Below are 25,538 nucleotides of genomic sequence, written 5' to 3' on the forward strand. Positions count from 1 at the left end.
TTGATGGTGATGGTAGTGGTGCTTTCGTCGCCATCGGCGTCGCGAATGGTATAGACGAAGGTATCGACGGCATCCCGTGGTGAGGTGACATTGGGGTTGGAGTGGTACTCGGCGTTGCCCTGGGCATCGATGGTCAGGTAGCCGTACTGGCCATTGACCTGGGTGTTGAGCTGGCCGATAGCCGACGTGGAGGTATCGCTACCGGCGCGCACACCGACCACATATTGGCCGTCGCCACGGATGTCAGCGCCAACCACGTCGTTGTACATCACGTTGCCATACACCACACCGCCTTTAGCCACGGTAGCCTGATCGTCATCAGCCTGAGGTAGATCGTCGACGATATTCACGTCCAGGCTGCCAGTCGCAGTACTGCCATCGACATCCTTGGCGATCACCTGGAACACTTCGCTGATGCTGCCCTCCCCGCCGGGGTGGTTTTCGTTGTCCACCAAGGTGTAGCTGTAGCTCACCACACCCGTCGCCGGGTCATACCCGGTCACGGTCAGGGTGTTGCCTTCAGGTGTGACGATCGACTGCGGGAAGCCCGCCGCCACACCACCACTGACCACACTGATGCCACCCACGCTCAGGCTCTGCAAACCGTCTGGTGCGGTGATCTTGAAGGTGCCCTGTTGGGTCAGGGCGCCGGCATCGGGTGCGCTGCCGTCCTGCAGGTTGCTTTCAGATACCGTCAGCTCGCCGCCCTGCACGCCGAGCCCATCCAGCGTCACCGGGTCGTTGAGGTTGGTCACGTTCAGCGTCAGTGTCGCGCTGCTGGTGTCGCCGTCGGCGTCCTTGATCGTGTAGGTGAAACTCTCCACGCCCTGGCCACCGCCGCCCAGGCTCATGAAGTCCGGGTCGCTGGTGTTCAGCGTGTAGGTATAGGAACCGTCTGCGGCCAGCACCAAGGTGCCGTAAGTACCGGTGAAGGTCCCGGCGATTACCGGGCCACCGGGCACACGGTCGGCGCCCTGCACGTCATTGCCCAGTACATTCCCGGTCAGTTCGGTTTGCTGTTCGGTAGCGGCAACCGCATTGCTGTCATCCACGGCTTGGGGCACATCGTCACGGATGGTCACATCCAGGCTGCCGGTCGCAGTACTGCCATCGACATCCTTGGCGATCACCTGGAACACTTCGCTGATGCTGCCCTCCCCGCCGGGGTGGTTTTCGTTGTCCACCAAGGTGTAGCTGTAGCTCACCACACCCGTCGCCGGGTCATACCCGGTCACGGTCAGGGTGTTGCCTTCAGGTGTGACGATCGACTGCGGGAAGCCTACCGCCACACCACCACTGACCACACTGATGCCACCCACGCTCAGGCTCTGCAAACCGTCTGGTGCGGTGATCTTGAAGGTGCCCTGTTGGGTCAGGGCGCCGGCATCGGGTGCGCTGCCGTCCTGCAGGTTGCTTTCAGATACCGTCAGCTCGCCGCCCTGCACGCCGAGCCCATCCAGCGTCACCGGGTCGTTGAGGTTGGTCACGTTCAGCGTCAGTGTCGCGCTGCTGGTGTCGCCGTCGGCGTCCTTGATCGTGTAGGTGAAACTCTCCACGCCCTGGCCACCGCCGCCCAGGCTCATGAAGTCCGGGTCGCTGGTGTTCAGCGTGTAGGTATAGGAACCGTCTGCGGCCAGCACCAAGGTGCCGTAAGTACCGGTGAAGGTCCCGGCGATTACCGGGCCACCGGGCACACGGTCGGCGCCCTGTACGTCATTGCCCAGTACATTCCCGGTCAGTTCGGTTTGCTGTTCGGTAGCCGCAACCGCATTGCTGTCATCCACGGCTTGGGGCACATCGTCACGGATGGTCACATCCAGGCTGCCGGTCGCAGTACTGCCATCGACATCCTTGGCGATCACCTGGAACACTTCGCTGATGCTGCCCTCCCCGCCGGGGTGGTTTTCGTTGTCCACCAAGGTGTAGCTGTAGCTCACCACACCCGTCGCCGGGTCATACCCGGTCACGGTCAGGGTGTTGCCTTCAGGTGTGACGATCGACTGCGGGAAGCCTGCCGCCACACCACCACTGACCACACTGATGCCACCCACGCTCAGGGTCTGCAAACCGTCTGGGGCGGTAATCTTGAAGGTGCCCTGCTGGGTCAGGGCGCCGGCATCGGGTGCGCTGCCGTCCTGCAGGTTGCTTTCAGATACCGTCAGTTCGCCGCCCTGCACGCCAAGCCCATCCAGCGTCACCGGGTCGTTGAGGTTGGTCACGTTCAGCGTCAATGTCGCGCTGCTGGTATCGCCGTCGGCGTCCTTGATCGTGTAGGTGAAACTCTCCACGCCCTGGCCACCGCCGCCCAGGCTCATGAAGTCCGGGTCGCTGGTGTTCAGCGTGTAGGTATAGGAACCGTCTGCGGCCAGCACCAAGGTGCCGTAAGTACCGGTGAAGGTCCCGGCGATTACCGGGCCACCGGGCACACGGTCGGCGCCCTGCACGTCATTGCCCAGTACATTCCCGGTCAGTTCGGTTTGCTGTTCGGTAGCGGCAACCGCATTGCTGTCATCCACGGCTTGGGGTACATCGTCACGCAGGACCACGTCCAGCGACCCTTGGGCAACATCGCCGTCGCTGTCGCTGACCAGTACCGGCAAGTGTTCGCTCTGTGAGTTGTTGCCCGCGCCCTCGACGTGCTGCTCGGCACCGGTCAGGGTGTAGCTGTAGCTCACCACGCCCGTTGCAGGGTTATACCCGGTAATGGTCAGGGTGTTGCCCAGGCCCGTGGTGATCGATTGACCAACACCGGTCACCACACCAGCCGTCACCACGTTGATGCCACCCACACTGAGGTTGTACACCCCGTCAGGTGCCAGCACGGTAAAGCTGCCTTGCTGAGTCAGAGTTGCGGGGTTGCTGGCCGACCCCAGGGGCAGATTGGCCTCATCCAAAATCAGCTCGGCGGGGCTCACATTCAACCCGGAGAGCTCTACCGGACGGTCTTCGTCGACCGGCGGGATGGGTGGATTGGGCGGCAGGCCACCATCGCCACCGTTGCCAGCCCCCAAGGAGTCGCGCCCACTGCCGTCCAGGCCACCCACATAGCGGTTCGCCAATTCAGGAATGCCATTGAAACCGGCAGTGGGAAAACCAACCACCGGATCAACCCGATCCGCCACTTCGGTAAGCAACACAAAACTGTGGCCACCGCCCAGTGCGCCTGGCGCGCCGTTGCCGCCATTTCCCGCGGCAGGGGCTTCGGTGTTGACACTAGGGTCGTCGCCGGCGGCAATCGCCCGCTGAATACGCTCGACATCGCTCAATTGCGCCTCGCTCGGCGCAACGTCCTGAGTCTGTACAGGGGCTGCCTGGTTAGCCAGGAGCTCTTGGGTCATCGCCAGGCTGCTGTCGCGGCCGAGTGTCAGCTCGGCGCCATTATCCAAGCGTACAGCCACGGCGCCTGCGAGCCCCGTTTGCAACTGCTCGCCCGCATATAGGCGGTCGCCCTCGATCAGAGGACGCCGGCTGCCATCGCTGCCAACGGCGAATACTTGCCCCATCACCTTACTGACCACACCGACTAACTTAGCCATGAGCGCACGCCTCCCTAACCGATTGGCTACACAGCCAACAACATGGCAGATGGAGGTCAACGGCTTCGCGTCCGAATGTCTCAACCATGAGAATCGTGCTCGAAGGTCACTGATTTGGCGATAGTCATAATGTAAATTTGCCACCATCTGATGCCAAATTTTTGTCGCCAAATTCCGCTTTTACCTACCTACCCCACGTCCTTAGCTATAAAAAATCTGGAACTCAGTGCGATGCAGGAAACTCGCAGGCTACAGCGGCTTCCGAAATCACTTGATTGAAACAATGTCTTGGTTTCGATAGACCGCATAAGTTTTTTTTCGCATAGGGCTTATGAAAAAATCTTCTTAGCTCGCGCGCTAAATGTTCTTAGCTCTGTTGTTACAAACATGAAACGGTTTGAACTATAAAAATCGTCATTTTTTTGGCGAATAGCAGGGCCATTTTGAGATCAGGGAGAAGTACCCCATGCGCGTGTTCAACCCCATCACCAGTGCAATTCTGTTGGCCATGGCGTGCGCCAACGTTCAGGCGATGTCGCTCACCGAGGCTGTCCAGAGCGCTGTGGACTACCACCCGGAAATAAGCTCCAACCGTAACAGCAGGTTGTCAGCCGACGAGGACGTGAAATTTGCCCGTGGTGGGTACTATCCAACCGTCGACCTGGTAGCCGGGTACGGCAGACAGCGCTCGGACAACCTCAACACCCGCGGCCTGAACGCTGACGGTACCCGCAACCACAACAAGGAAACCCTGAACTACACCCAGTCCGAACTGCGTCTTCGGCAAATGATCTTCGATGGTTTCAACACAGCCAACGAAGTGGGCCGTACCGAGGCGGTGGCCACCTCCCGCGCCTATTACACTCAGGCCGTCGCCCAAGATGTCGCCCTGCGCGCCATCGAGGTGTACCTGGAAGTGCTGAAACGCCGCGAGCTGGTGACCCTGGCAAAGAACAACCTGCAGGCGCACCTGCGCGTCAGCGATCAGATAGGCCTGCGTAGCGAGCGGGGCGTGGGCAGCACCGCCGACCTTGACCAATCCCGTGCACGCCGGGCTCTGGCGGAAAACAATCTGGACACCGCCGAGGTCGACCTGGCCGATGCCGAGGCCAATTTCTACAGTGTGGTCGGCCGCCTGCCGGATGAACTGGAAGGTCCGCAATCGGTCAAGGTAGAAATGCCAGGCACTCTGGACGAGGCGCGCGAAGGCATGCGCCAGAACAACCCCTACCTGAAATCTGCCCAGGCCGACGTCAATGCCGCCGAGCAGCAGTACGAAGTGGCCAAATCGCCTTTCTACCCACGGCTGGACGCGGTGCTGGCCACCGGCGCCAACAACAACCTCGGTGGCGAAAAAGGCCACAGCAACAACGACTGGCAGGCCGGCGTCGAACTCAGCTACAACCTGTTCCGCGGCGGCAGCGACAAGGCCCGCCTGCAGTCCGACGCGCACAAGATCAACCAGGCACTGGACATCCGCAACAACGCGCTGCGCGAGCTGACCGAAAACCTCAGCCTGGCCTGGAACGCGATGAACAACGCCCGTAAACAGACCCCTACCGCCCGTGAGTACGCAGAAACGACGCAACGTGTGCGCGCCGCCTATCAGGACCAGTTCGGCCTGGGCCAACGCACCCTGCTCGATGTGCTGGACAGCGAGAATGAGCTGTACAACGCCAACCGCCGTTACACCGAGGTGCGTTACACCGAGGAGTACTCGATGTATCGCGTGCTGGCGACCATGGGTGAGCTGCTGAGCAAACAGCGTATTTCACTGCCGCCAGAGGCCATCGCCAACAACGACGTACGCACCGAGGCCAGGTTGCCCGACATGCGTTGAGCCAGTCGCACCCAACTGGCACGCAGCACCGCGCCTCACCCCCTTACACCGTGGCGGGAGTAGTTCATCGTGACCAGTATGCAAAGCGCACAACCGCGCCCCGATGTCGATGACCCCCTGCTCGATGGCCTGCTGATTCTGTGCCGCCTGCACGGTCGGCCGGCCAGCCGCGCCAGCCTGAGCAGTGGGCTGCCACTGTTTCAACAACGCCTGGGGGCGGATTTGCTGCCACGCGCTGCCGCGCGTGCCGGCTTGCAAGGGCGTGTGCTGCAGCGTGAGCTGGCGACCATTTCGCCGCTCAACCTGCCGGTGCTGCTGTTGCTCAAAGACGGCCGCAGCGCGGTGCTGCAGCGCTGGAGCGAAGATGGTCAGGCGCTGATCCTGCCCTGCGAGGCTGAGGGCGGCGAACAATGGGTAGCGCGCGAGGCGCTGGAACAGGCCTACGCAGGTCACGCCCTGTTCGCACGACCCCGTCATACCCTGGAGGAAGTCCGCTCGCCGCTGCTGCCGCGGGTCGAGGCCTGGTTCCGCGATACCTTGCGCCATTCCCGCTGGCTGTACGGCGATGCTTTGCTGGCCAGCCTGCTGATCAACCTGCTGGGCCTGATGGTGCCGCTGTTCGTGATGCAGACCTATGATCGCGTGGTACCCAACCAGGCACTTTCAACCTTGTGGGTACTGGTCGCCGGCCTGTTCATAGGCACCGCCTTCGAGCTGGTGCTGCGCATGGTCCGCGCCCACCTGCTGGACCAGGCAGGCAAGAAGACCGACCTGATCCTCTCCGCCGCTCTGTTCGAACGCATCACCGGCATGGCCATGAAAGCCAAACCTGCCAGCATCGGCGGCTTCGCCCAGAGCATCCACGACTTCCAGGGCCTGCGCGAATTCCTTACCGCAGTTACCCTGACCAGCATCATCGACCTGCCCTTCGTCGCCCTCATGCTACTGGTGATCGGCCTGCTGGGCGGCTGGCTGGTACTGATCCCGCTGATCGCCTTCCCGCTGGCGGTGGGCTTTGCCCTGTTCATCCAGGCACGCCTGCGCGACACCGTGCAAAAAAGCCTCAGCCTCGGTGCGGTACGCCAGGCATTGCTGATCGAAACCCTCGGTGGCCTGGAAACCCTCAAGGCCTGCGGTGCCGAGAGCGAGCGCCAGTACCAGTGGGAACACACCAATGGCGCCATGGCCCGCCTCGACGCCCACGCCCGCAACCTGTCGTCGCTGGCCAGCAACGGCACGCTGTTCATCCAGCAATTCTGCGGCATGGCCACCATCGTCGCCGGGGTATACAGCATCATCGCTGGCAACCTCAGTGTCGGCGCTCTGGTAGCCAGTTACATGCTCGGTAGCCGGGTTTTGGCACCGCTCGGCCAGATTGCAGGGCTGATCACCCGCTATCAGCAAGCGCAACTGACGATGCGCAGCACCGATGCCCTGATGGCCCTGCCGCAAGAACGCCAGGCCGAACAGCAAGCCCTGGAGCACACTACCCTCAAGGGCGGCCTGACCCTCAGCCATGTCAGCTTCCGCTACCCGGCACAGACCAGCCCGGCACTGCAGGATGTGAACGTGGCCATAAAGCCGGGTGAGCGGATTGGCATCATCGGCCGCAGCGGCTCGGGCAAAAGCACCCTGGGCCGCCTGCTGATGGGCTTTCATCACCCGGAAGAAGGCCAGGTATTGCTGGACAACCTCGACCTGCGCCAACTGGACATCGCCGACCTGCGCAGCCAGCTTGGCTACGTCGCCCATGACCTGCCGCTGCTGGCCGGCAGCCTGCGTGACAACCTGACCCTCGGTGCCCGCCACGTAAGCGATGCACGCATGCTCGAAGTGGCCGAACTGACCGGCGTCAGCGAGCTGGCCCGCCAGCACCCGCAGGGTTTCGACCGCCCGGTGGGCGAACGCGGCCAATTGCTTTCCGGCGGGCAGCGCCAGGCCGTGCTGCTGGCCCGCGCGCTGTTGCTGGAGCCGCCCATCCTGATCCTCGACGAACCTACCAGCCACATGGACAACAGCAGCGAAGAGCAACTGCGCCAGCGACTGCTGAACTGGGTGCCCGGCAAGACCCTGCTGCTGGTCACCCACCGCACCTCGATGCTGAGCCTGGTGGACCGGCTGCTGGTGCTGGACAACGGCAAGATCGTCGCCGACGGGCCAAAGGATGCGGTTATCGATGCCCTGCGCAAGGGCCGTATTGGCGCAGCTCTCTAGGAGGTTTCCATGCCCATCGGCCACAGCGTGCGCAGTACCCACAGCAGCGCTGACAAGCGCACCGAACACGACTACATGCCAGAACTGGCCAGCGCCACCCTGCAAGACTCCCCGCGCCTGTCACGCCTGACCGTGTGGCTGGCAGCGGCGCTACTGCTGGCGGCAGTGATCTGGGCAAGCCTGGCGGTGCTCGACGAGGTGACTGTCGGCGAAGGCAAGGCGATCCCTTCGAGCAAGGTGCAGGTGGTGCAGAACCTGGAGGGCGGCATCGTCACCGAGATTTTCGTGCGCGAAGGCCAGATGGTGGACAAAGGCGCCACCCTGCTGCGCCTGGACGACACGCGGTTCAAGTCCAACAAAGGTGAAAGCGAGGCCGACCGCTACGCCCTGACCGCCCAGGTCGAGCGGCTGTCCGCCGAAGCCGAAGGGCGGCCCTTTGTGCTGTCCGAGGAGGTCCGCGCCAAGGCGCCCCAGGTGGCCGAGGACGAACTGTCGCTGTACGACTCGCGCCAGCGCCGCCTGGCCAGTGAAAAGCAGACCCTCAACGAGCAGTTGCGACAGAAAACCCAAGAGCTGGCCGAGTTCCGTTCCAAGGTCGAACAGTACCGCTCGGCGGTAGGCCTGCTGCAGCAGGAACTAAACATGTCCGCGCCGCTGGTGAGCAAGGGTGCCATTTCACCGGTAGAAATCCTGCGCCTCAAGCAACGTACCGTGGAAGCTCGCGGCCAGCTCAACGCCACCAGCCTGGCCATCCCCCGCGCCGAGGCAGCCGTGGCCGAGATCAGGAGCAAGATCCAGGAATCGGATGCCAGCTTCCGCTCCGAGGCCGCCAAGGAGCTCAACGACAAACGCACGGAGCTGTCGAAGATCACCGCCACCAGCATCGCCATCGACGACCGGGTCAACCGCACTACCGTGGTTTCGCCGGTGCATGGCATCGTCAAGATGCTCAAAGTCAACACAATTGGCGGCGTGGTGCAGCCGGGCAGCGACCTGGTGGAGATCGTGCCGATCGAGGACAACCTGCTGATCGAGGCCAAGGTGCGGCCACAGGACGTGGCATTCCTGCACCCGGGGCAGCCGGCGATGGTGAAGTTCAGTGCGTATGACTACACCATTTATGGCGGCATGAAGGCCAAGCTTGAGTTGATCAGTGCCGATACCGTGACCGATGACAAGGGCAATGCGTTTTACCTGATTCAGGTGCGCACCGAGAAGAACCACCTGGGAGGCGATAACAAACCGCTGCTGATCATCCCCGGGATGGTCGCCACGGTAGATATCATCACCGGGCAGAAGAGTGTGCTGGATTATCTGCTCAAGCCGGTGCTCAAGGCACGGACCGAGGCGTTGCGGGAGCGGTGAACGGTTTGCCAGGGCCCGTTCGCGGGGTTATTCGCGAGGGTGGCAGCTGTACGCAGGTTGGCGAACCGGGAACTTGGAACCCGGCAGACCCGAAGGCCTCCCACGCACAGCCGCCATGGCACGAGGCTGCGGGCACCTACAAAGCGCCTGCAATCGTGTGGAGAGAACGGCACTGACAGTGCAGGTGTCAGCCTTCACCGTGATTTCTTTGGAACGTCTCAGGCCCCATAGCCCTGATCTGCCCCTCGATCAACACTTCGAACGGGCGCAGCAACTCATCGAAACAGGCCGGCTGCTCCAGCACATTCAATGCCTGCACCACGGCCTCTATGGTCGACACCGCTCCCGGCTCCGGCGCCTTGCGTACACGGTAGCGCGAGGGCGCCACCTGCGCCAGCGTCACCCTGGGCAACGCTTCGAGCAGCGGATTTAGGTACAAAAGCTTGCGAGCCTTGCGCCAGGTGCCATCGGGGACTATCAGCATCAGTGACCTGTCGTCTGTATCGCCGTAGGCTGCAAGCACTTGGGCCTGCTCACCTGGGAACAACAGCACCGGCCGATACTCAGGTGCATCCAGCAAATCACCCAGGTCTTCAAACACCTCGCCGACGCGCAACTCGGCATTGACCAGGCCAAGGGCAGCCAGGCGTGCGGTATTCAGGGCGTGCGAGGTTTCACTGGGGTGCTGCAGCAGGACCACGCGGGTGCGGCTGTCGAGCGAGGGGATCAGTGGGCAAAGGCAGTGATCGAGCGGGCGCAGGCAGCGCTCGCAGCGGGGTCTGGACATCGGCTTCTCCTTACCGGGCGCAGTGTGCCACAGCCCTGAGGAAAAGCCCCACATCCTTGTGGGAGAGGCGGTAAATCAGCGGTTGAAGCGCTCCGCCAGGCTGTGCAGATACTCGGCCATTCGCTCCAGGTCCTGGCTGATTTCAGCCCCCTGCTTGGCCTGCCCTGCCGTCTGGTCACACAGCTGGGCGATGCGCACGATCTGCTGGTTGATGTCTTCGGCCACGTGGCTCTGCTGCTCCGACGCCGTCGCCATCTGCTGGCTCATGCCAGTGATGCGGCTGACCGCCTGGGCAATCCCGGCCAGCGCCGACTGCACCGCCTCGACACTGTGCACGCTGTCCCGTGAGATCTGCTCACCGCGGCTGGCCGTGCTTACCGCCCGCTCGGCGCCAACGCGCAGGGAGGCAATGATCTGGTGGATCTCCTCGGTCGAGGTGCGCGTGCGCTGCGCCAGCGAGCGCACCTCATCGGCCACCACGGCAAAGCCCCTGCCCTGCTCACCCGCCCGCGCCGCCTCGATCGCGGCATTGAGCGCCAGCAAATTGGTCTGTTCGGCAATCGAGGTGATGGTGTCGACCACACTGCCGATCGACTGGGTCTGCTGAGCCAGGGCATTGACCGCCTGGCCGATGTCGCTGACCGCCTCACTCATGCTGCCCATCGCCTTGAGGCTTTGCTGGGCCAGTTCGCTGCCCTGCTGCGCCAACTGATCGGCATCGCCTGCAGCATGCGCGGTGCTTTGCACGTTATGCGTCACTTCCTGAATGGTCGCCGCCATCTGCGCAATGGCGGTGGCCGACTGATCGGTCTCACTGCGCTGGCGATCGAGCATCTGCGCCTGGGCATCGGACAGGTCGGCTGACTGGGCTGCCCGCGACTTCACGCCGACGCCGGCGTCCACCAGGCGTGTCAGGGCAGTTTGCAGCCTTGCTTCCTCGCTGATGATCGCCAGGTCGAGCTGACCGTGCAGGCCCGGATTGTCACTGTACGTCAGCGCTACCAGCGGGCTGGTGAAGGCCTTGGGATGTTCGGCCAGTGTGCGGCGGATCGCCTGGTTATGCCGTTGTTCAATCAGGTACCAGGCCAACAGCATACTGGCCATCAGCACGCCCAGCGCTGCATAGGGCGGTAACCAGAGGTAGCCGGCGGCCGACAACAGGCCTGCGCCGATCAGCGGCCAGCCATCGCCAACGCCACGCCCCAGCCGCGCGGCCCAGGGTACAGCCGGGCGACCGGCGCGCAGACGCGCATACAGCCGTTCTGCGCGGCGGATCTGCTCACGGCTGGGCACCGACCGCACCGACTCGTAGCCGCTGATGCGGCCGTTTTCATAAATGGCGGTGACATAAGCACTCACCCAGTAGAAATCACCGTTCTTGGCGCGATTCTTCACCACGCCCATCCAGGGTTTGCCTTGTTTGATGGTGTCCCACATATGCCCGAAAACCGCCGGTGGCATGTCGGGGTGACGCACCAGGTTGTGGGTCTGGCCCACCAGCTCGTCGTAGGTGAACCCGCTGATGGCCACGAACGCGTCGTTGCAGTAAGTGATGCGGCTGTTCACGTCGGTGGTAGAGATCAGCCGCTGGTCGCTGGAAAACGTTCTTTCATGCTCAGTGACGGGCAAATTCATGCGCATCTGGGCGGTCCTTGCATGTATAGATGAAGGGGAAAATCATCAAAGCAAGTAGAGGTTTAGCAGAACGCCATCAGCGTAGTAGTCAGGTTTGTAGGAAATTTATTCATCCCGACGGAATGACCAAAACCTCCTGTTCATCAGCCAACATTGAGCTGGCTTTTGAGCAGGTCACGGAAGGTCTGAATCAAGGGTTCACGGCTGCGCCCGCGGCGGATTATCAGCGAAAATGGCGCCTGATAGCCGAAAGTGGCCGGAGACAATACGCGCAGGTCGCCCTTGTCGACCCAAGCCTGGGCATAGTGCTCAGGCAGATAGCCGATATAGGCACCTGACAGGATCAGAATGAGCTGCGCCTCCATGCTTTCGACGGTCGCCGCGCTGTGTTTGAAGCCATGCCGGGCCAACTCCGCCTGGCTCCAGTAACCGCGCCCGACCATGCGCTGCTGGGTCACCACCGGTTCGGGGATACGCCGCTCGGCGAACAAAGGGTGGCGGCTGCTGCAGTACAACCAATGCTGCTCGCGGTACAGCGGCTGGTAAACCAGGCCACTCATGCGCGAGGAGAACGCCCCGATAGCCAGGTCCAGGCGGTTGTCCTGCACGCCAAGCTGCAGCTCATAGGGGCTGGATACCGAAAGGTGCAGGTGCACCGCAGGGTGCTCCTGGCTGTAGGCTCCGATCGCTTCAGCCAAAGGCAGCGCGCGGTCGCCCACGGTTGAGTCGATCACCCCGAGGTTGAGCGTACCGCGCAGCTCACCCTTGAGCGCTGCGGCGTATTGCTCGAAGCCATCGAGCTCCGCCAGCAGGCGCAAAGTCTCCTGATGGAACAGCTCGCCCTTGCTGGTCAGGCTGAAACCGCCACGCCCGCGGTGGCACAGCACGATGCCCAGGGCACCTTCGAGCTGGCTCATGTAGGTACTGATGGCCGAGGTCGACAGGTTGAGATCGCGCTGGGCATTGGCGAAGCCTTGGTGGCGCACCACGCTGACAAAGATGCGCAGCAGTTTCAGGTCGGGCAAGGTCGAGGCCATGGTGCAACGGTTCCGCGGTGTCATTTGCGCGCAGTCTAACCGCTGCGGTGGCATTTAGTTCAGAAATTCCTGAAGTAAGTATTTGCCGGTAGCGATTTTTCCCACGCACTACCTTGAGCAGACTTGGCCGAAATGTCCCTGCCCGCCGGCATAACCACATTTCAAGGCGCGCGGCGGCACAGGTTCGAACAAACAAAACAATCGACCGACTGATGAGGCCCACCGTGGACAAAGTTCTCCATCAACCACTGGGCGGCAACGAAATGCCGCGTTTCGGCGGCATCGCCACCATGCTCCGTCTCCCCCACCTGCAAAGCGCCGAAGGTCTGGACGCCGCGTTCATCGGCGTGCCGCTGGACATCGGCACCTCACTGCGCTCCGGCACCCGCTTCGGCCCACGGCAGATCCGCGCCGAATCGGTGATGATCCGCCCGTACAACATGGCCACCGGTGCCGCCCCGTTCGACTCGCTGTCGGTGGCCGACATCGGTGACGTGGCGATCAATACCTTCAACCTGCTCGACGCCGTGCGCATCATCGAAGAAGCCTACGACGAGATCGTCGAGCACAATGTCATCCCGATGACGCTGGGTGGCGACCACACCATCACCCTGCCGATCCTGCGCGCCCTGCACAAGAAACACGGCAAGATCGGCCTGGTGCACATCGACGCCCACGCCGACGTCAACGATCACATGTTCGGCGAAAAAATCGCCCACGGCACCACCTTCCGCCGCGCGGTAGAAGAGGGCCTGCTCGATTGCGACCGCGTGGTCCAGATCGGCCTGCGCGCCCAGGGCTACACCGCCGACGACTTCAACTGGAGCCGCCGCCAGGGCTTTCGTGTGGTGCAGGCCGAAGAGTGCTGGCACAAATCGCTGGAACCGCTGATGGCCGAAGTGCGCGAAAAAGTCGGCGGCGGCCCGGTGTACCTGTCGTTCGACATCGACGGTATCGACCCGGCCTGGGCCCCGGGCACCGGCACACCGGAAATCGGCGGCTTGACCACCATCCAGGCGATGGAGATCATTCGCGGCTGCCACGGCCTGGACCTGATCGGCTGTGACCTTGTCGAAGTCTCCCCGCCTTACGACACCACCGGCAACACCTCGCTGCTCGGTGCCAACCTGCTGTTCGAAATGCTCTGCGTGCTGCCGGGCGTCGTGCGCCGCTGAAACTTGCTGCACCCCGGCAGGAGCCATGAGGGAGGGCCACAGAGGCCCGCCAACACAAGACAAGACCGCCAGGCGCCGTGAGCCCGCCTGAGCGGTCGATCTCGCCATAATAAAGATAATCGGGAGACCCCCAATGGCCTTGGACATCATTGTTGTAATGATCTATACCGCCGGCATGCTCGGGCTGGGCTGGTATGGCATGCGGCGCGCAAAAACCCACGAAGACTACCTGGTGGCAGGGCGCAACCTGGGCCCGACCTTGTACATGGGTACCATGGCCACCACCGTGCTCGGCGGCGCCTCCACCGTAGGCACCGTACGCCTTGGCTATGTGCATGGCATCTCCGGCTTCTGGCTGTGCGCAGCCCTGGGCCTGGGCATCATCGCCCTCAACCTGTTCCTCGCCAAACCGCTGCTGCGCCTGAAGATCTTCACCGTGACCCAGGTACTGGAGCGTCGCTACAACCCCATGGCGCGCCAGGCCAGTGCGGCAATCATGCTGGCCTATGCGCTGATGATCGGCGTCACCTCGACCCTGGCCATGGCGACTGTCCTGCAGGTGTTGCTGGACTTGCCGTTCTGGATGTCGCTGCTGCTCGGCGGCGGCGTGGTGGTGGTCTATTCGACCATCGGCGGCATGTGGTCGTTGACCCTGACCGACATCGTCCAGTTCGTGATCAAGACCGTGGGCCTGATGTTCATCCTGCTGCCGGTGTGCCTGTACAACGCCGGTGGCTGGGACACCCTGGTAGCCAAGCTGCCGGCGGCCAGCTTCGCCTGGACCACCATCGGCTGGGACACCATCATCACCTACTTCCTGATCTACTTCTTCGGCATCCTGATCGGTCAGGACATCTGGCAGCGGGTGTTCACCGCCCGTGACGAGAAGGTCTGCCAACGTGCCGGTACGACTGCAGGCCTGTACTGCGTGCTATATGGCCTGGCCTGCGCCCTGATCGGCATGGCCGCGCATGTGCTGATGCCGGACTTGGCCAACCCGAACAACGCGTTCGCCGAGATGATCAAGAGCCAGTTGCCTGATGGTATCCGTGGCCTGCTGATGGCCGCTGCCCTGGCAGCGATGATGTCGACCGCCAGTGCCGGCCTGCTGGCTGCCTCGACCACCATTACCGAGGACCTGTTGCCAAAACTGCGTGGCGGCAAGCAGTCGAGCCTGGGTGTCAGCCGCCTGTTCACCCTGCTCACCGGTTTGGTGGTGCTGGGCATCGCCCTGGCGGTGAACGATGTGATCAGCGCACTGACGCTGGCCTACAACCTGCTGGTCGGCGGCATGCTGATCCCGCTGATCGGGGCAATCTTCTGGAAACGTGCGACCACTGCAGGGGCCATCGCCAGCATGTCGCTAGGCTTTGCCACGGCACTGTTGTTCATGTTCAAGGATGGGCTGGACGCCAATACGCCGATCTACTACAGCCTGGCGGTTGGCCTGGTGAGCTTCGTGCTGGTCAGCCTGCTGTCGCGCAAACCGGTGGGTGCGGTTACGCTTGCTTGAAGTGCCACAGACTTTAAGCAGCGCCCTTGAGCTCGAGTGCCGCGCGGGCAGCGCTCAATCTCAAGGGCGCCCGCAGATTCAAGGCATGCCCCGAAAAAGATCAACAAAAAAGCCGCGCCATCATCACTGATATCGCGGCCTTGTTGGTTTCAACGACGACGCGGCTGGCGCCTGCGCTGCTCTTCATCAGTCGGGATAGGCACCGGCTGCAAGGGTGGTGGTATCAGCCCCAGGGCGACAGCCAAGTCGTGGAGCCAGTTGAACATTTGGTTTTTCATAGTGCCCCCTTGACGGGTCAGCCTCTCGGTCAATCAATCCTGAGATGTTTCATACAGATCATAGCCCGATGTCCTGCATTACGCATGCCCTTGTACTTACAGATAGGGGCAAGTTTGACGCGGATCAAGCGGAAACGGTGGATTCCGACGGCTGGCTAATCGTTTCGCTTTGTTGCAAATCGACCCACGCCTGCAAATTCGCCCCTCGCATCCCCTGCCGCCACATCAGCCAGGTCACCGCCTGATCGAACGGCGCCTGCAGGCGATGGACCCGAACGCGGTCACGCCCCGGCAGGCTGTCGAGCATCGATTGCGCCATCAGCGCCACGCCCGCGCCGGCTATCACACAGGCCAGCATGCTCTGGTAAGACTCGATCTCCATTACCCGCCCCATGGGCGTATGTGCATGGGCATACCACGCCTCCAGGCGCATCCGGTAGGAACAGCCCTGGCGGAAGGTGAACACCGCCTTGCCCGCGACATCCCTGGCGCTGTGCACTGTTGGGTGTTCAGGGCTGGTGATCAGTACCAGTTCTTCTTCGCACAATGGCACTCCATCGAGCCCTGCCAGGCTCGGAGGCCCGTCCACCAGTGCGGCGTCCAGGCGGTGGCTGAGCAACCCCTCGAGCAACTCGCCACTGGGGGCCGCCTGCACCTGCAAGTTAACGGCCGGATAGGCCTGATGGTAGCGCGCCAACAGCGCTGGCAGGTGAATGGCCGCCGTGCTGTACATGGTGCCCAGGACGAAGTCGCCGGCCGGCTGCCCACCCTGTACCGCCGCCATGGCTTCGTCACGCAGCGCCGCCAGGCGGTTGGCGTAATCCAGCAGCACCTTGCCAGCGGGGGACAACTGCAGGCGCTGGCGTTCACGCAAGAAAAGCTCTACGCCCAGTTGCTCTTCAAGCTGGCGCAAGCGCGTGGACAGGTTCGACGGCACCCGGTGCAGGCGCTCGGCGGCGCGCGTGATGGAACCTTCCTCTGCGACCGCCTGGAAGATGCGCAGCTGGCTGAACTCCATGACATTCTCCAAAACAGAACAACTTGATCATCATTATTCAATTTTATTGAAAACAAAAGCGCCCTAACCTGCCATCCATCGTTTACATCCGCGCAGGAGTGTCCTCATGTCGCCGTTCGTACAACTGCTGGCCAGCGCCGTAGCCCTGATGATGGCCATGGGCATCGGCCGCTTCGCTCTCACCCCGCAACTGCCGCAACTGATCGCCGAAGGCCAGTTCGACCTGACCGCCGCAGGCCTGGTCGCGGCGGCCAACTACCTGGGCTATTTCATTGGCGCGGCAGACGCCATGTTCGCCCGCACGCCAGCCCAGGTCAGGCTGCGCCTGCATGGCGGCCTGTGGCTCTGTGTAGTGCTGACCCTGGCGTCCTGGGCTGCGGACGGGTTCTGGAGCCACCTGCTGCTGCGCTTCGGCACGGGTGTTGCCAGTGCCTGGGTGCTGGTGATGATCACCAGCCTCAGCCAGCAACTGGCCAACGCCAACAGCCGTCCGCGCCTGGGCGCCCTGGTGTTCGCCGGGCCCGGCCTGGGCATCGCCGTCACCGGCCTGCTGGCGCTGGTCGCTCACTTGCTGGGGCTGAGCTCGGCAGCGTTGTGGCTGCTGTATGCCGTTGCCGCGCTGGTCATGCTACTGGCGGTGTGCCCTTGGCTGCCTCGCGCTCAGGCACCCGCCGTGGTACCGAGCACGGCGCAGCAAGGGGCGACGCGCAGCGTTGGCATTGGCCGCCTTGGCCTGGTGTATGCCTTGTATGGCGTGGGTTACATCCTGCCGGCCACGTTCCTGTCGCAAATGGCCAACCAACAGTTCCAGGACAACTGGATGGCCGACCTGTTCTGGCCAGCGTTTGGTGTGGCGGCGGCGTTAGGCGTGGTGCTGGTGAGTGTGCGACGCGCCGGCCGCACTTCGGCCTGGCTGACCGCGACCTTGTGGCTGCAAGGCCTTGGCGTACTGGCCTGCCTGATGGGTGGTGGCCTTGGCCTCGCCTTGGGCGTAGTGCTCTGCGGTACGCCGTTCCTGGCATGCATGCAGTTGGTGATGCAACGCTCGCGGGAGCTGGCACCGCATGCGACGCAACGCAATGCCGGGCTGCTGACTGCGTGCTTTGCGCTGGGGCAATTGAGCGGGCCGTTGCTGGCGGCGTTGAGCAACCATTACAGCGGGAGCCTGCAGCCGGCACTGGTAATGGCGGCGGCTGGGTTGGGGCTGGCGGGGGTATTGGTTCTTAACGGCACACGCAACAACCAGAACTGCCAAATTGCAGGGCGGGTTGCGTGATGGATCAAGGTTGATCAATACCGGCCCTATCGCCGGCAAGCCGGCTCCCACGGATGCCCCGCTGCCCTCAGGTTTAGTGGGGTACCTGTGGGAGCCGGCTTGCCGGCGAAGGGCCATTAACAGCAACCCCTATCCCACAACCCTTCGCAATTGCTGCTTCACCCAAGGCTCGGCACTGACCAGCACCACGCCGAGCAAAACCATTACGGCCCCAAGCACAAAATTCACACTCAGCGGTTCATCCAGCAAGAGCACGCCAAACGTCACCCCAAATAATGGGGTAATGAAGGAAAACACCGCCAAATTCGAGGCCAAGTACTTACGCAGCAACCAGAACCACGTCAGGTAGCTGACAAACGACACCACAATGCCCTGGAACAGCACGCTGCCGACCGCCAAGGGCGTCCACGAGACCTTGTCGATCTGCCCGCTGAGCAGGGCGATCAGCACTAACCCGACAAAACCTACTGCCAGTTGGTAGAACAGGGTCAACGTCGCAGGTGCCTCGGACAAGCGCGAACCCCGTACCACCACGGTGGTCGCACCCCAAGCCAAACCGGCCAGCACACCGAAGGCATCGCCAAGCAGCATGCGCCCGTCCATCTCTTCGAACGACACGCCCCCGGCAAACGCAGTAGCAATTCCGCCGAACGCCAACAGAATGCCCAGCCACTGCAGCAGGCGCAGCCGCTCGCTGGGCAGCATGAAATGTAGCCCAAGTGCCGTGAACACCGGCGCGGTATAGAGGAACACAGACATGTGCGCCGCCGATGTCAGCTTCAGCCCCTCGGCGATGAACAGGAACTCCAGGCCAAACAAACCGCCGGCAAGCAACCCGCCACGCCAGGTGCTCCCCACCTGCCCCCAGCCACCGCGCCAGCAGATCATCAAGCCGACCAGCACGGCCGCAAGGCCGTTACGCAGTGCTGCCTGCATCACCGGTGCAATATCAACCGCCGCAGACTTGATCAGTACCTGTTGGCAACCCCAGATCAGGCACAGCCCCAGCATGACCTGAAAGGCAAAGGCGTCGGGGCTCTTGCGGGCCGCGCTCATAGGCGGCCCTCCTGAGTGATCGATGGCATGGGCAAGGCTCGGCAGTTTTCAAAGAACACCGATTATCGGGTTTCCTTGGCCGACCTTGCCAGCCTCAAAACGACCTCAAGCGATCTGCGCTTTTGCAGACACGTGCTCGAAGGTGGTTTCGTCCAGCGCATCTTCCTGGTCATCCAGTACCTGGCGCGGGTGCTCGAAGCCCGGGATGCTGCTGTCGATCAGGCTCAACAGCCGCGACCCGCGCTCGGTGAGCACGAAGTTCTCTCCATTGCCGCCATCCTCTGGCGGCCGGCTCTCGACGAAGCCGCGCTCGAATAGCAGCTTCTCGTACTCGCAGGCACGGGTTTTCAGATGGTCCACATCCCCCACCGGCTGGCCCTCGGCGGCCAGAGCCGCAGCGTGCTGCTCGGCATAGGGGCGTGGTGTGAAGCTGTGACCGGCGCCGTTCTGCACTTCGTGCAGCAAGCGCTCGATCAGGTCCCAGTCGTAGGTAATGCTCATGGCTATGGCCTCTTGCTGTGGACGCATGGGGTACACAGCTTGGGACCGGTCGCGGGTCTGGTGCGTTCCAAAAGATCTCAGCGCTGGCGCTGCTGGGCTTGCATGTACTGGCGCAGCAACTGATTAATCCGCGTCTGATAACCCGCCCCCTGATCCTTGAACCAGGTGAGGACATCAGCGTCCAGGCGAATGGTTACTGCCTGCTTCGCCGGGACACGCAGTTCAGCCTGCTGGAAGAAAGCCTGGTCCAACTCGGGGATATCCGAGGTATCAATATCTTTATCGTCCATTTGAGCCAGGCGGCTCCAATCAGTTTTCGATGCTTTGGTCATAGTGCTTGGCCTCCCATCTGGTGGCTTTACGTGCGGAAATGATGCGGATTACCTCACCCTGCCTCCCCGTGTACACGACTACCCCAAGCAAGGCATTGAGCCATCCCAAGCTTACCCAGCGCTCCTCAGCGTATTGTGCGCTGTCGTCCCGTCGGGTCAACATGGGATGGTTGGACATGTCGGGAACATCAGCGAAATCGATGCCGTGCTTTCGGATATTGGTTTGATTTTTCGTTGCGTCCCACTCAAATATCATGGGGCGCCCTGTATTTACAGATGTACATACGATACCTCCTCTTTCATCGCGAGACTAGGACGAGGTCACTCGCGCATCAATGGGGCCAGGAGGTTAAACGCCAGTTTCGGAAAGGGATTACAGCCGAGATAGAAAAGCCGCACAGATCCATTACAGGCCATAGCCTTCAGATCATTGCTGCTTGGTGAGATAGCCAATAAACAACCGAAACAACTCCGCATTCCCGGCAATCCCCAACCGCTGCCAGATGTTGTGCCGGTGCACCTTGACCGTCCCTGCCGAAATCCCCAGCGCCCGCGAGATCGACTGGCTGCTGTGCCCCTGCAAAATCAGCTTGGCCACATGCCGCTGGGTTTCGGTCAACTGGCCCTGGAGGATATCGACGAAGGCGTCTTCCAACTGGCTGTCCGAGTCCTGCGGGTCGGCCAAGTCTTCGGCATGAGCAAGGTGCAGGTGCTGGCTGAAAATGGCATCGATCAGCGGCGTCAGCGCAGCGAGGCGTTGGGTTTCATCGGTTTCGAACGCCCCCTTGTGCAAGCCGCGCATCAAGGAAAACACCAGCGCCGTGCGTGGGCGCACAGGGACGATGAAGCCGATTTCTTCGATCAAGCTGCCGTGGTGCGACGAGACACAGGGGTGGATGTCGGGCGAGATGGAAAAGCCCGAGGCGAAGAAGCTGTCCGGCGCCAGCTCGCTCATGCGCCACAGCCCCGTGGGGTGATTGTTGGTGCAAGCGACGTAGAACGGGTCGAGCAAATAGCCCCCGCGCAGATACGCCTTGAGCGTACGCTCGGTCACCCGCTGGTTGTAGCCATCGTGCACCAACAGCGCCGGCTGGTTGAAGCGAAACAGGTAAGCGCAGCTCATGTCGTAATCGACCACGCCCTTGAGCGCAGTGTCGATGGCCGGGCCCAGTGCGTCGCTGCCGATGCTGCGAATCACCGTGGCCAGGCGGTTGGCGTGGTCGCTGTTCATGGCTGCGGCCTGCGGGTGGAAAGAGGGGCACGCATGCCGCCCTGCGGCACGCGCCGGACGGCATTGAACGATGCCTGGCCCCGTCAGTGCAACGGTGCGCTGACCGGCAACAGCCCCGCCTGTTGCTCCTGGCGGCCCAGTTCCTCAGCTTTAGGCACTGCCAGCCAGTAGGCCAGGAGCATGCCCAGCAGGCCGCCGGCAAGTTTGCCGATGATCAGCGGGCCAATGAGCGTGGGCTGGAAGTTGGCCGAATAGGCCAGGTGGTCACCAAAGGTGAAGGCTGCGCACACGGCGAAGGCGATCACCAGCACCTTGTCTTTCGGCGGCATGTCGCCCACCAGGCGGAACATTGCCAGGATGTTCGCCGAAGCAGCGAGCACGCCGGCAGCGCCCACCGGCGACAGGCCAAACCTGGAGGCCACCGTTTCGATCGGCCGCGACAGGAAGCGCTTGATCAGGTAGACCATCGGGAACGCACCGCACAGCATGATGCCGACGTAACCGGCAATTTCCAGCGCCCGGAACTGGTCGTCCTTGTCAGCGATGATCGGCGCAAAGCCCCAGCCGCCGAACAGCGCAGTGAATGCACCGGTGAAGTACTCGACGATCGACGCCACCAGTACCAGCGTCGCCGCCGCGTACATCAATTGCCCCAGCTTGAGGAACAGGCTCACCATCAGGTTGGGGAAGTACCGCAGGGCCGCCGCCAGCGCCACGCAGAAAAGGATCAGCGGCGACAAGTTGCGCAGCAAGGTCGGCAGGGTGAAGTGCAGCGCCTGGGTCGCCGCGCCTGCGGTGGCGATGTCCGGGCGCACGCCAAGGCCCATGGCCTGCATGCCCATGGCAATCAGTACGATGCTGATCGGAATGCTCAGCAAACCGGCCATGATGCCCAGCGCCATGTACTTGTGGTCGGCCTTGTTGAGCATGGCCAGGCCCACCGGGATGACGAAGATCACCGTCGGACCGCACTGAAAACCGGTGATCAGGCCGAGAATCCAGCCTTCAGGGCTGTGCGACAGCGCCTGGGCCAGCTGGTAACCGCCCAGGTCCGAGGCGATGAAGATCGGTCCGGCGATGCCGGCATCGGCGCCCATGGCCAGGAACAGCGGGCCAATGAACTGGCTGATGAAGCTGGAGATGTATGGGATGGCGGCCATGATGCCCGCCACCGGGATGAAGATCGGGCCGATGCTGTGCAGGCCAGCGGTGCACAGGGGCTTCCGCCGGTCGTGGAGGCGGAACTTACCGGCATGCAGGCGCCTCCACCAGGCATCCCCACCGCCGGAGGTATAAAGGATGAAACCGCTGCTGCGCATCGCCTGTGCGACCGCCCTGTTCTGCGCCCTGCCCGCCTGGGCCTGCACGCCGGAAGAGGCCACCCAGAAACGTGAAGAACTGGCCGGGCTGGTGAGCCAGCTGACCGAACAGAACCCGCAGAAAGCCAAGGACATTAACGATGAGCTCCAGGGGATGGAGCTGGGGACGGCGAGCAAGGACTTGCCCGACAAGTGTCAGCTGATCGACAAGCGGATCAAGGAGCTGAAGGAGGCGGAGAAGAAGGCGGATTGATCTATTACATCAAGACCCTATCGCCGGCAAGCCAGCTCCCACAGTGATTGCATCGCCCTTGAGGCTGATGGAGTACCTGTGGGAGCCGGCTTGCCGGCGATAGGGCCAGCATTGACTGATTACTCAGCAGCAGGCTTGCGCTTTTTCAGCGGTGCCAGGCCATCGGAGCTGGTCAGCGGTGCATTGGCCTTCGGCTTGGCGGTAGGCTTGCGCTTCACGGCCTTCTTGTCGCCAGTTTTCTTCTCGGTCTTTTTCTTCTTGGTGCCGGCAGCCTTGCCCGACGCCTTTACCTTCTTCGGCCCGTTGTAGGTGCCCTTCACTTCCTTGATCACACGGCGCTCGAACTGCTGCTTGAGGTAGCGTTCGATGCTGGACATCAGGTTCCAGTCATTGTGGGTGATCAACGAAATCGCCAGGCCTTCGCCGCCGGCACGGCCGGTACGGCCAATGCGGTGTACATACTCGTCGCCGCTGCGCGGCATGTCGAAGTTGATCACCAGGTCGAGGCCGTCGATGTCCAGGCCACGGGCCGCCACGTCGGTGGCTACCAGTACCTTGGAGCTGCCTTGCTTGAACCGCTCGATGGCCAGTTTGCGGTCCTTCTGGTCCTTCTCACCGTGCAACACGAACGCTTTTACGTCTTTGGCGACCAGGTGACCGTAGATACGGTCGGCAAGCACGCGGGTGTTGGTGAAGATGATCGCCTTGTCGAATTTTTCGTTGGCCAGCAGCCACTGCACGATCGCCTCTTTGTGCTGGTCGTGGTCAGCGGTGATGACCTGCTGGCGGGTGCCTTCCGCCAGCTGCGAAACACTGTTGAGCATCAGGTGCTCAGGGTCTTTCAGCACTTTGCCGATGATGTCGCGCAGGGCCGCGCCGCCGGTGGTGGCCGAGAACAGCAGGGTTTGCTCGCGGTTTTCACACTCCTTGCACAGGCGCTCCATGTCTTCGGCGAAGCCCATGTCGAGCATGCGGTCGGCTTCGTCGAGGATCATCACCTGCACGTGGGACAGGTCGAGGTTGCCGGCATTGAGCTGCTCGAGCAGGCGGCCCGGGGTGCCGATCAGCACGTCCGGCACCTTGCGCAGCATGGCGGCCTGTTCCTTGAAGTCCTCACCGCCGGTGACCAGGCCCGCCTTGATGTAGGTGAACTGCGAGAACAGCTGCACTTGCTTGAGGGTCTGCTGGGCCAGCTCGCGGGTCGGCAGCAGGATCAGCGCGCGGATCTCGACGCGCGCGCCTTTCAGGTCGACCAGGCGGTTGAGCAGCGGCAGGACGAAGGCCGCGGTCTTGCCGCTGCCGGTCTGCGCGGTCACACGCAGATCACGCCCTTGCAGGGCCAAGGGGATGGCCGCGGCCTGCACCGGGGTTGGCTCGACAAATTTAAGCTCGGCCACGGCTTTAAGCAGGCGTTCATGCAGGGCGAATTGGGAGAACACGGAGGTAACCTCAGGCAAGTGCGGGAAATTCAGTTGCATAGGGTAACGTTTTCTGCAGCCGGAGCCGAATTTCTTTTGGCAACTTTGTCGCCATCCGCGCTCTAATGGCGCTTCGTTTCGCAAGCAAAGACCGTACTCAAGCTCATGGATATGCAAAAAATCTGGCGCGACAGCCTCGACCTGTGGGGCACCCTCGACCAACACCCCATGCTCCACGCCGCCATCGGCCTGGCCGTGCTGCTGCTGGTTTCCCTGGTAATCGGCCGCCTGGCGCGCTTTCTGATCCTGCACGGCACACGCTTGCTGGCCCGCCAGCCTGCGCTCAAATGGCTCGACGACCTGCGCCACAACAAGGTGTTTCACCGCCTGGCGCAGACCACACCGTCGCTGGTCATCCAGTTCGGGCTGAAACTGGTACCGGAGCTGTCCGATACCGCCCAGCACTTCCTTGGCAATATGGCGCTGGCCTTTACCCTGCTGTTCATGACCCTGGCGCTGTCGTGCCTGCTCGATGGCCTGCTCGACATCTACGCCCGCACCGAACATGCCCGCACCCGCTCGATCAAGGGCTATGTGCAACTGGCGAAGATGATGCTGTGGATTTTCGCCTCCATCGTCATCGTCGCCACCCTGATCGACCGTTCACCCCTGTTGCTGCTGTCAGGCCTGGGTGCGATGTCGGCAGTATTGCTGTTGGTGTACAAGGACACCCTGTTGTCGTTCGTCGCCAGCGTGCAGCTCACCAGTAACGACATGCTGCACGTCGGCGACTGGATCGAAATGCCCCAGGTCGGCGCCGATGGCGATGTGGTCGATATCACCCTGCACACGGTTAAGGTGCAGAACTTCGACAAGACCATTGTCTCGATCCCCACCTGGCGGCTGATGAGCGAGTCGTTCCGCAACTACCGCGGCATGCAGCAATCGGGCGGCCGGCGGATCAAACGCAGCCTGTTCATCGATGCGGCGGGCGTGCGTTTTCTGACCCGAGAAGAAGAACAGCGCCTGAGCGGAGTGCGCCTGCTCGGTGACTACCTGGCCGGCAAGCGCCAGGAGCTCCATGAATGGAACGAAGCTCTGGGGCCGGTGGCCGAGCTGTCGGCCAACCGCCGCCAGCTGACCAACATCGGCACCTTCCGCGCCTTTGCCCTGGCTTACCTGAGGAACCACCCCAACGTGCACCAAGGCATGACCTGCATGGTCCGGCAGATGCAGACCGGCGCCGAGGGGGTGCCGCTGGAGATCTACTGCTTCACCACCACGACCGTGTGGGCCGAGTACGAACGGATCCAGGGCGATATCTTCGATTACTTGCTGGCGGTGTTGCCGGAGTTTGGGCTGAGCTTGTATCAGCAGCCGAGTGGCAATGACATGCGCGTGGGGCTGGCGGGGCGCGTTTCGGTAGAGCCTGTGCCACGTCGCCTGGAAGAAATGAGCGAGGCTTGAGATTGTGGGGGCCGCTTTGCGGCCCTTTCGCGACACAAGGCCGCTCCTACCGGGGATTGAGCTCGTCTGTAGGAGCGGCCTTGTGTCGCGAAAGGGCTGCGCAGCAGCCCCAAATCACCCCGCATAACCCAGCAGGTACAACAACCCGGTCAAGGTGACTAAGGAAGCCACCGTCGACAACAGTATCGTCCGCGATGATTGAGCTCGTCCGTAGGAGCGGCCTTGTGTCGCGAAAGGGCTGCGCAGCAGCCCCAAATCACCCCGCATAACCCAGCAGGTACAACAAC

21 protein-coding genes are annotated in these 25,538 nt (G+C 62.4%); 8 read left to right on the forward strand and 13 right to left on the reverse strand.

Annotation, left to right across the window (positions count from 1 at the left end):
• A partial coding sequence (locus ACW4TB_RS26915) for a retention module-containing protein (RefSeq protein ID WP_455828711.1) occupies positions 1 to 3,536 on the reverse strand: 3,536 nt, incomplete at its 3' end.
• 466 nt (positions 3,537 to 4,002) lie between these two features.
• Between ACW4TB_RS26915 and ACW4TB_RS26920 the strand changes: the two genes are divergently transcribed.
• From ACW4TB_RS26920 to ACW4TB_RS26930, 3 genes are all read left to right on the forward strand, one after another.
• On the forward strand, positions 4,003 to 5,376 hold the full coding sequence (locus tag ACW4TB_RS26920) for a TolC family outer membrane protein (protein WP_012315635.1): 1,374 nt from the start codon (positions 4,003 to 4,005) through the stop codon (positions 5,374 to 5,376).
• Between the two features lie 78 nt (positions 5,377 to 5,454).
• Positions 5,455 to 7,590: a type I secretion system permease/ATPase gene (locus ACW4TB_RS26925; RefSeq protein WP_279933759.1), complete on the forward strand. Its 2,136-nt coding sequence runs from the start codon at positions 5,455 to 5,457 to the stop codon at positions 7,588 to 7,590.
• Positions 7,591 to 7,599: 9 nt separating this feature from the next.
• Positions 7,600 to 8,955 carry an HlyD family type I secretion periplasmic adaptor subunit gene (locus tag ACW4TB_RS26930; RefSeq protein WP_012315637.1) on the forward strand — a complete coding sequence of 452 codons (1,356 nt, stop codon included), beginning with the start codon at positions 7,600 to 7,602 and terminating at the stop codon, positions 8,953 to 8,955.
• A gap of 187 nt (positions 8,956 to 9,142) precedes the next feature.
• On the opposite strand, the gene ACW4TB_RS26935 is transcribed toward ACW4TB_RS26930, so the two are convergent.
• From ACW4TB_RS26935 to ACW4TB_RS26945, 3 genes are all read right to left on the reverse strand, one after another.
• Positions 9,143 to 9,742: a tRNA-uridine aminocarboxypropyltransferase gene (locus tag ACW4TB_RS26935; RefSeq protein WP_012315638.1), complete on the reverse strand. Its 600-nt coding sequence runs from the start codon at positions 9,740 to 9,742 to the stop codon at positions 9,143 to 9,145.
• A gap of 75 nt (positions 9,743 to 9,817) precedes the next feature.
• Complete coding sequence (locus tag ACW4TB_RS26940; RefSeq protein ID WP_254466260.1) at positions 9,818 to 11,383, reverse strand: methyl-accepting chemotaxis protein; 1,566 nt, start codon at positions 11,381 to 11,383, stop codon at positions 9,818 to 9,820.
• A 137-nt stretch (positions 11,384 to 11,520) separates the two neighbouring features.
• Positions 11,521 to 12,414, reverse strand: coding sequence for a LysR family transcriptional regulator (locus ACW4TB_RS26945; RefSeq protein ID WP_012315640.1), 894 nt, complete (start codon positions 12,412 to 12,414; stop codon positions 11,521 to 11,523).
• 224 nt (positions 12,415 to 12,638) lie between these two features.
• Here ACW4TB_RS26945 and speB point away from each other — a divergent pair, with 224 nt between their 5' ends.
• Both speB and ACW4TB_RS26955 read left to right on the forward strand, forming a co-directional pair.
• Positions 12,639 to 13,589 carry an agmatinase gene (gene speB / locus ACW4TB_RS26950; RefSeq protein WP_012315641.1) on the forward strand — a complete coding sequence of 317 codons (951 nt, stop codon included), beginning with the start codon at positions 12,639 to 12,641 and terminating at the stop codon, positions 13,587 to 13,589.
• A 133-nt stretch (positions 13,590 to 13,722) separates the two neighbouring features.
• Positions 13,723 to 15,102, forward strand: a complete 1,380-nt coding sequence (locus tag ACW4TB_RS26955) for a sodium:solute symporter (RefSeq protein ID WP_012315642.1) — start codon at positions 13,723 to 13,725, stop codon at positions 15,100 to 15,102.
• A 149-nt stretch (positions 15,103 to 15,251) separates the two neighbouring features.
• On the opposite strand, the gene ACW4TB_RS26960 is transcribed toward ACW4TB_RS26955, so the two are convergent.
• Both ACW4TB_RS26960 and ptrR read right to left on the reverse strand, forming a co-directional pair.
• Positions 15,252 to 15,368 (reverse strand): PA1414 family protein, encoded by a 117-nt coding sequence (locus ACW4TB_RS26960; RefSeq protein WP_455843121.1) that lies wholly within the window; start codon positions 15,366 to 15,368, stop codon positions 15,252 to 15,254.
• Positions 15,369 to 15,504: 136 nt separating this feature from the next.
• The gene (gene ptrR / locus ACW4TB_RS26965) at positions 15,505 to 16,398 is read right to left on the reverse strand and encodes a putrescine utilization regulator PtrR (RefSeq protein ID WP_279933756.1); all 894 of its coding nucleotides are present in this window, start codon (positions 16,396 to 16,398) and stop codon (positions 15,505 to 15,507) included.
• Positions 16,399 to 16,504: 106 nt separating this feature from the next.
• Between ptrR and ACW4TB_RS26970 the strand changes: the two genes are divergently transcribed.
• Positions 16,505 to 17,674, forward strand: coding sequence for an MFS transporter (locus tag ACW4TB_RS26970; protein ID WP_012315645.1), 1,170 nt, complete (start codon positions 16,505 to 16,507; stop codon positions 17,672 to 17,674).
• 129 nt (positions 17,675 to 17,803) lie between these two features.
• Here the strand turns inward: ACW4TB_RS26970 and ACW4TB_RS26975 are convergent, their stop codons facing one another.
• The 6 genes from ACW4TB_RS26975 to ACW4TB_RS27000 all read right to left on the reverse strand — a co-directional run bounded on the left by ACW4TB_RS26975 (position 17,804) and on the right by ACW4TB_RS27000 (position 22,113).
• Positions 17,804 to 18,730, reverse strand: coding sequence for a DMT family transporter (locus ACW4TB_RS26975; protein ID WP_012315646.1), 927 nt, complete (start codon positions 18,728 to 18,730; stop codon positions 17,804 to 17,806).
• Positions 18,731 to 18,835: 105 nt separating this feature from the next.
• Positions 18,836 to 19,231: a transcriptional regulator gene (locus ACW4TB_RS26980; RefSeq protein ID WP_012315647.1), complete on the reverse strand. Its 396-nt coding sequence runs from the start codon at positions 19,229 to 19,231 to the stop codon at positions 18,836 to 18,838.
• Between the two features lie 77 nt (positions 19,232 to 19,308).
• A complete protein-coding gene (locus ACW4TB_RS26985; protein ID WP_012315648.1) occupies positions 19,309 to 19,563 on the reverse strand; it encodes a BrnA antitoxin family protein in 255 nt (84 codons plus the stop codon).
• Entirely contained in the window at positions 19,541 to 19,819 is a 279-nt protein-coding gene (locus tag ACW4TB_RS26990) for a BrnT family toxin (RefSeq protein ID WP_279933757.1), read from the reverse strand. Before ACW4TB_RS26990 ends, ACW4TB_RS26985 begins: the two co-directional genes overlap by 23 nt.
• A gap of 171 nt (positions 19,820 to 19,990) precedes the next feature.
• Entirely contained in the window at positions 19,991 to 20,794 is an 804-nt protein-coding gene (locus ACW4TB_RS26995) for a helix-turn-helix transcriptional regulator (RefSeq protein ID WP_012315650.1), read from the reverse strand.
• 83 nt (positions 20,795 to 20,877) lie between these two features.
• The gene (locus ACW4TB_RS27000; RefSeq protein WP_279933758.1) at positions 20,878 to 22,113 is read right to left on the reverse strand and encodes an ethanolamine utilization protein EutH; all 1,236 of its coding nucleotides are present in this window, start codon (positions 22,111 to 22,113) and stop codon (positions 20,878 to 20,880) included.
• On the opposite strand from ACW4TB_RS27000, the gene ACW4TB_RS27005 reads away from it, so the two are divergent.
• On the forward strand, positions 22,094 to 22,366 hold the full coding sequence (locus ACW4TB_RS27005) for a hypothetical protein (protein WP_012315651.1): 273 nt from the start codon (positions 22,094 to 22,096) through the stop codon (positions 22,364 to 22,366). The genes ACW4TB_RS27000 and ACW4TB_RS27005 overlap by 20 nt on opposite strands.
• 119 nt (positions 22,367 to 22,485) lie before the next feature.
• On the opposite strand, the gene ACW4TB_RS27010 is transcribed toward ACW4TB_RS27005, so the two are convergent.
• The gene (locus ACW4TB_RS27010) at positions 22,486 to 23,844 is read right to left on the reverse strand and encodes a DEAD/DEAH box helicase (protein ID WP_012315652.1); all 1,359 of its coding nucleotides are present in this window, start codon (positions 23,842 to 23,844) and stop codon (positions 22,486 to 22,488) included.
• Positions 23,845 to 23,955: 111 nt separating this feature from the next.
• On the opposite strand from ACW4TB_RS27010, the gene ACW4TB_RS27015 reads away from it, so the two are divergent.
• Entirely contained in the window at positions 23,956 to 25,251 is a 1,296-nt protein-coding gene (locus tag ACW4TB_RS27015) for a mechanosensitive ion channel family protein (protein ID WP_455843122.1), read from the forward strand.
• Positions 25,252 to 25,538: the final 287 nt, after the last annotated feature.

Source organism: Lelliottia jeotgali, assembly GCF_977070485.1.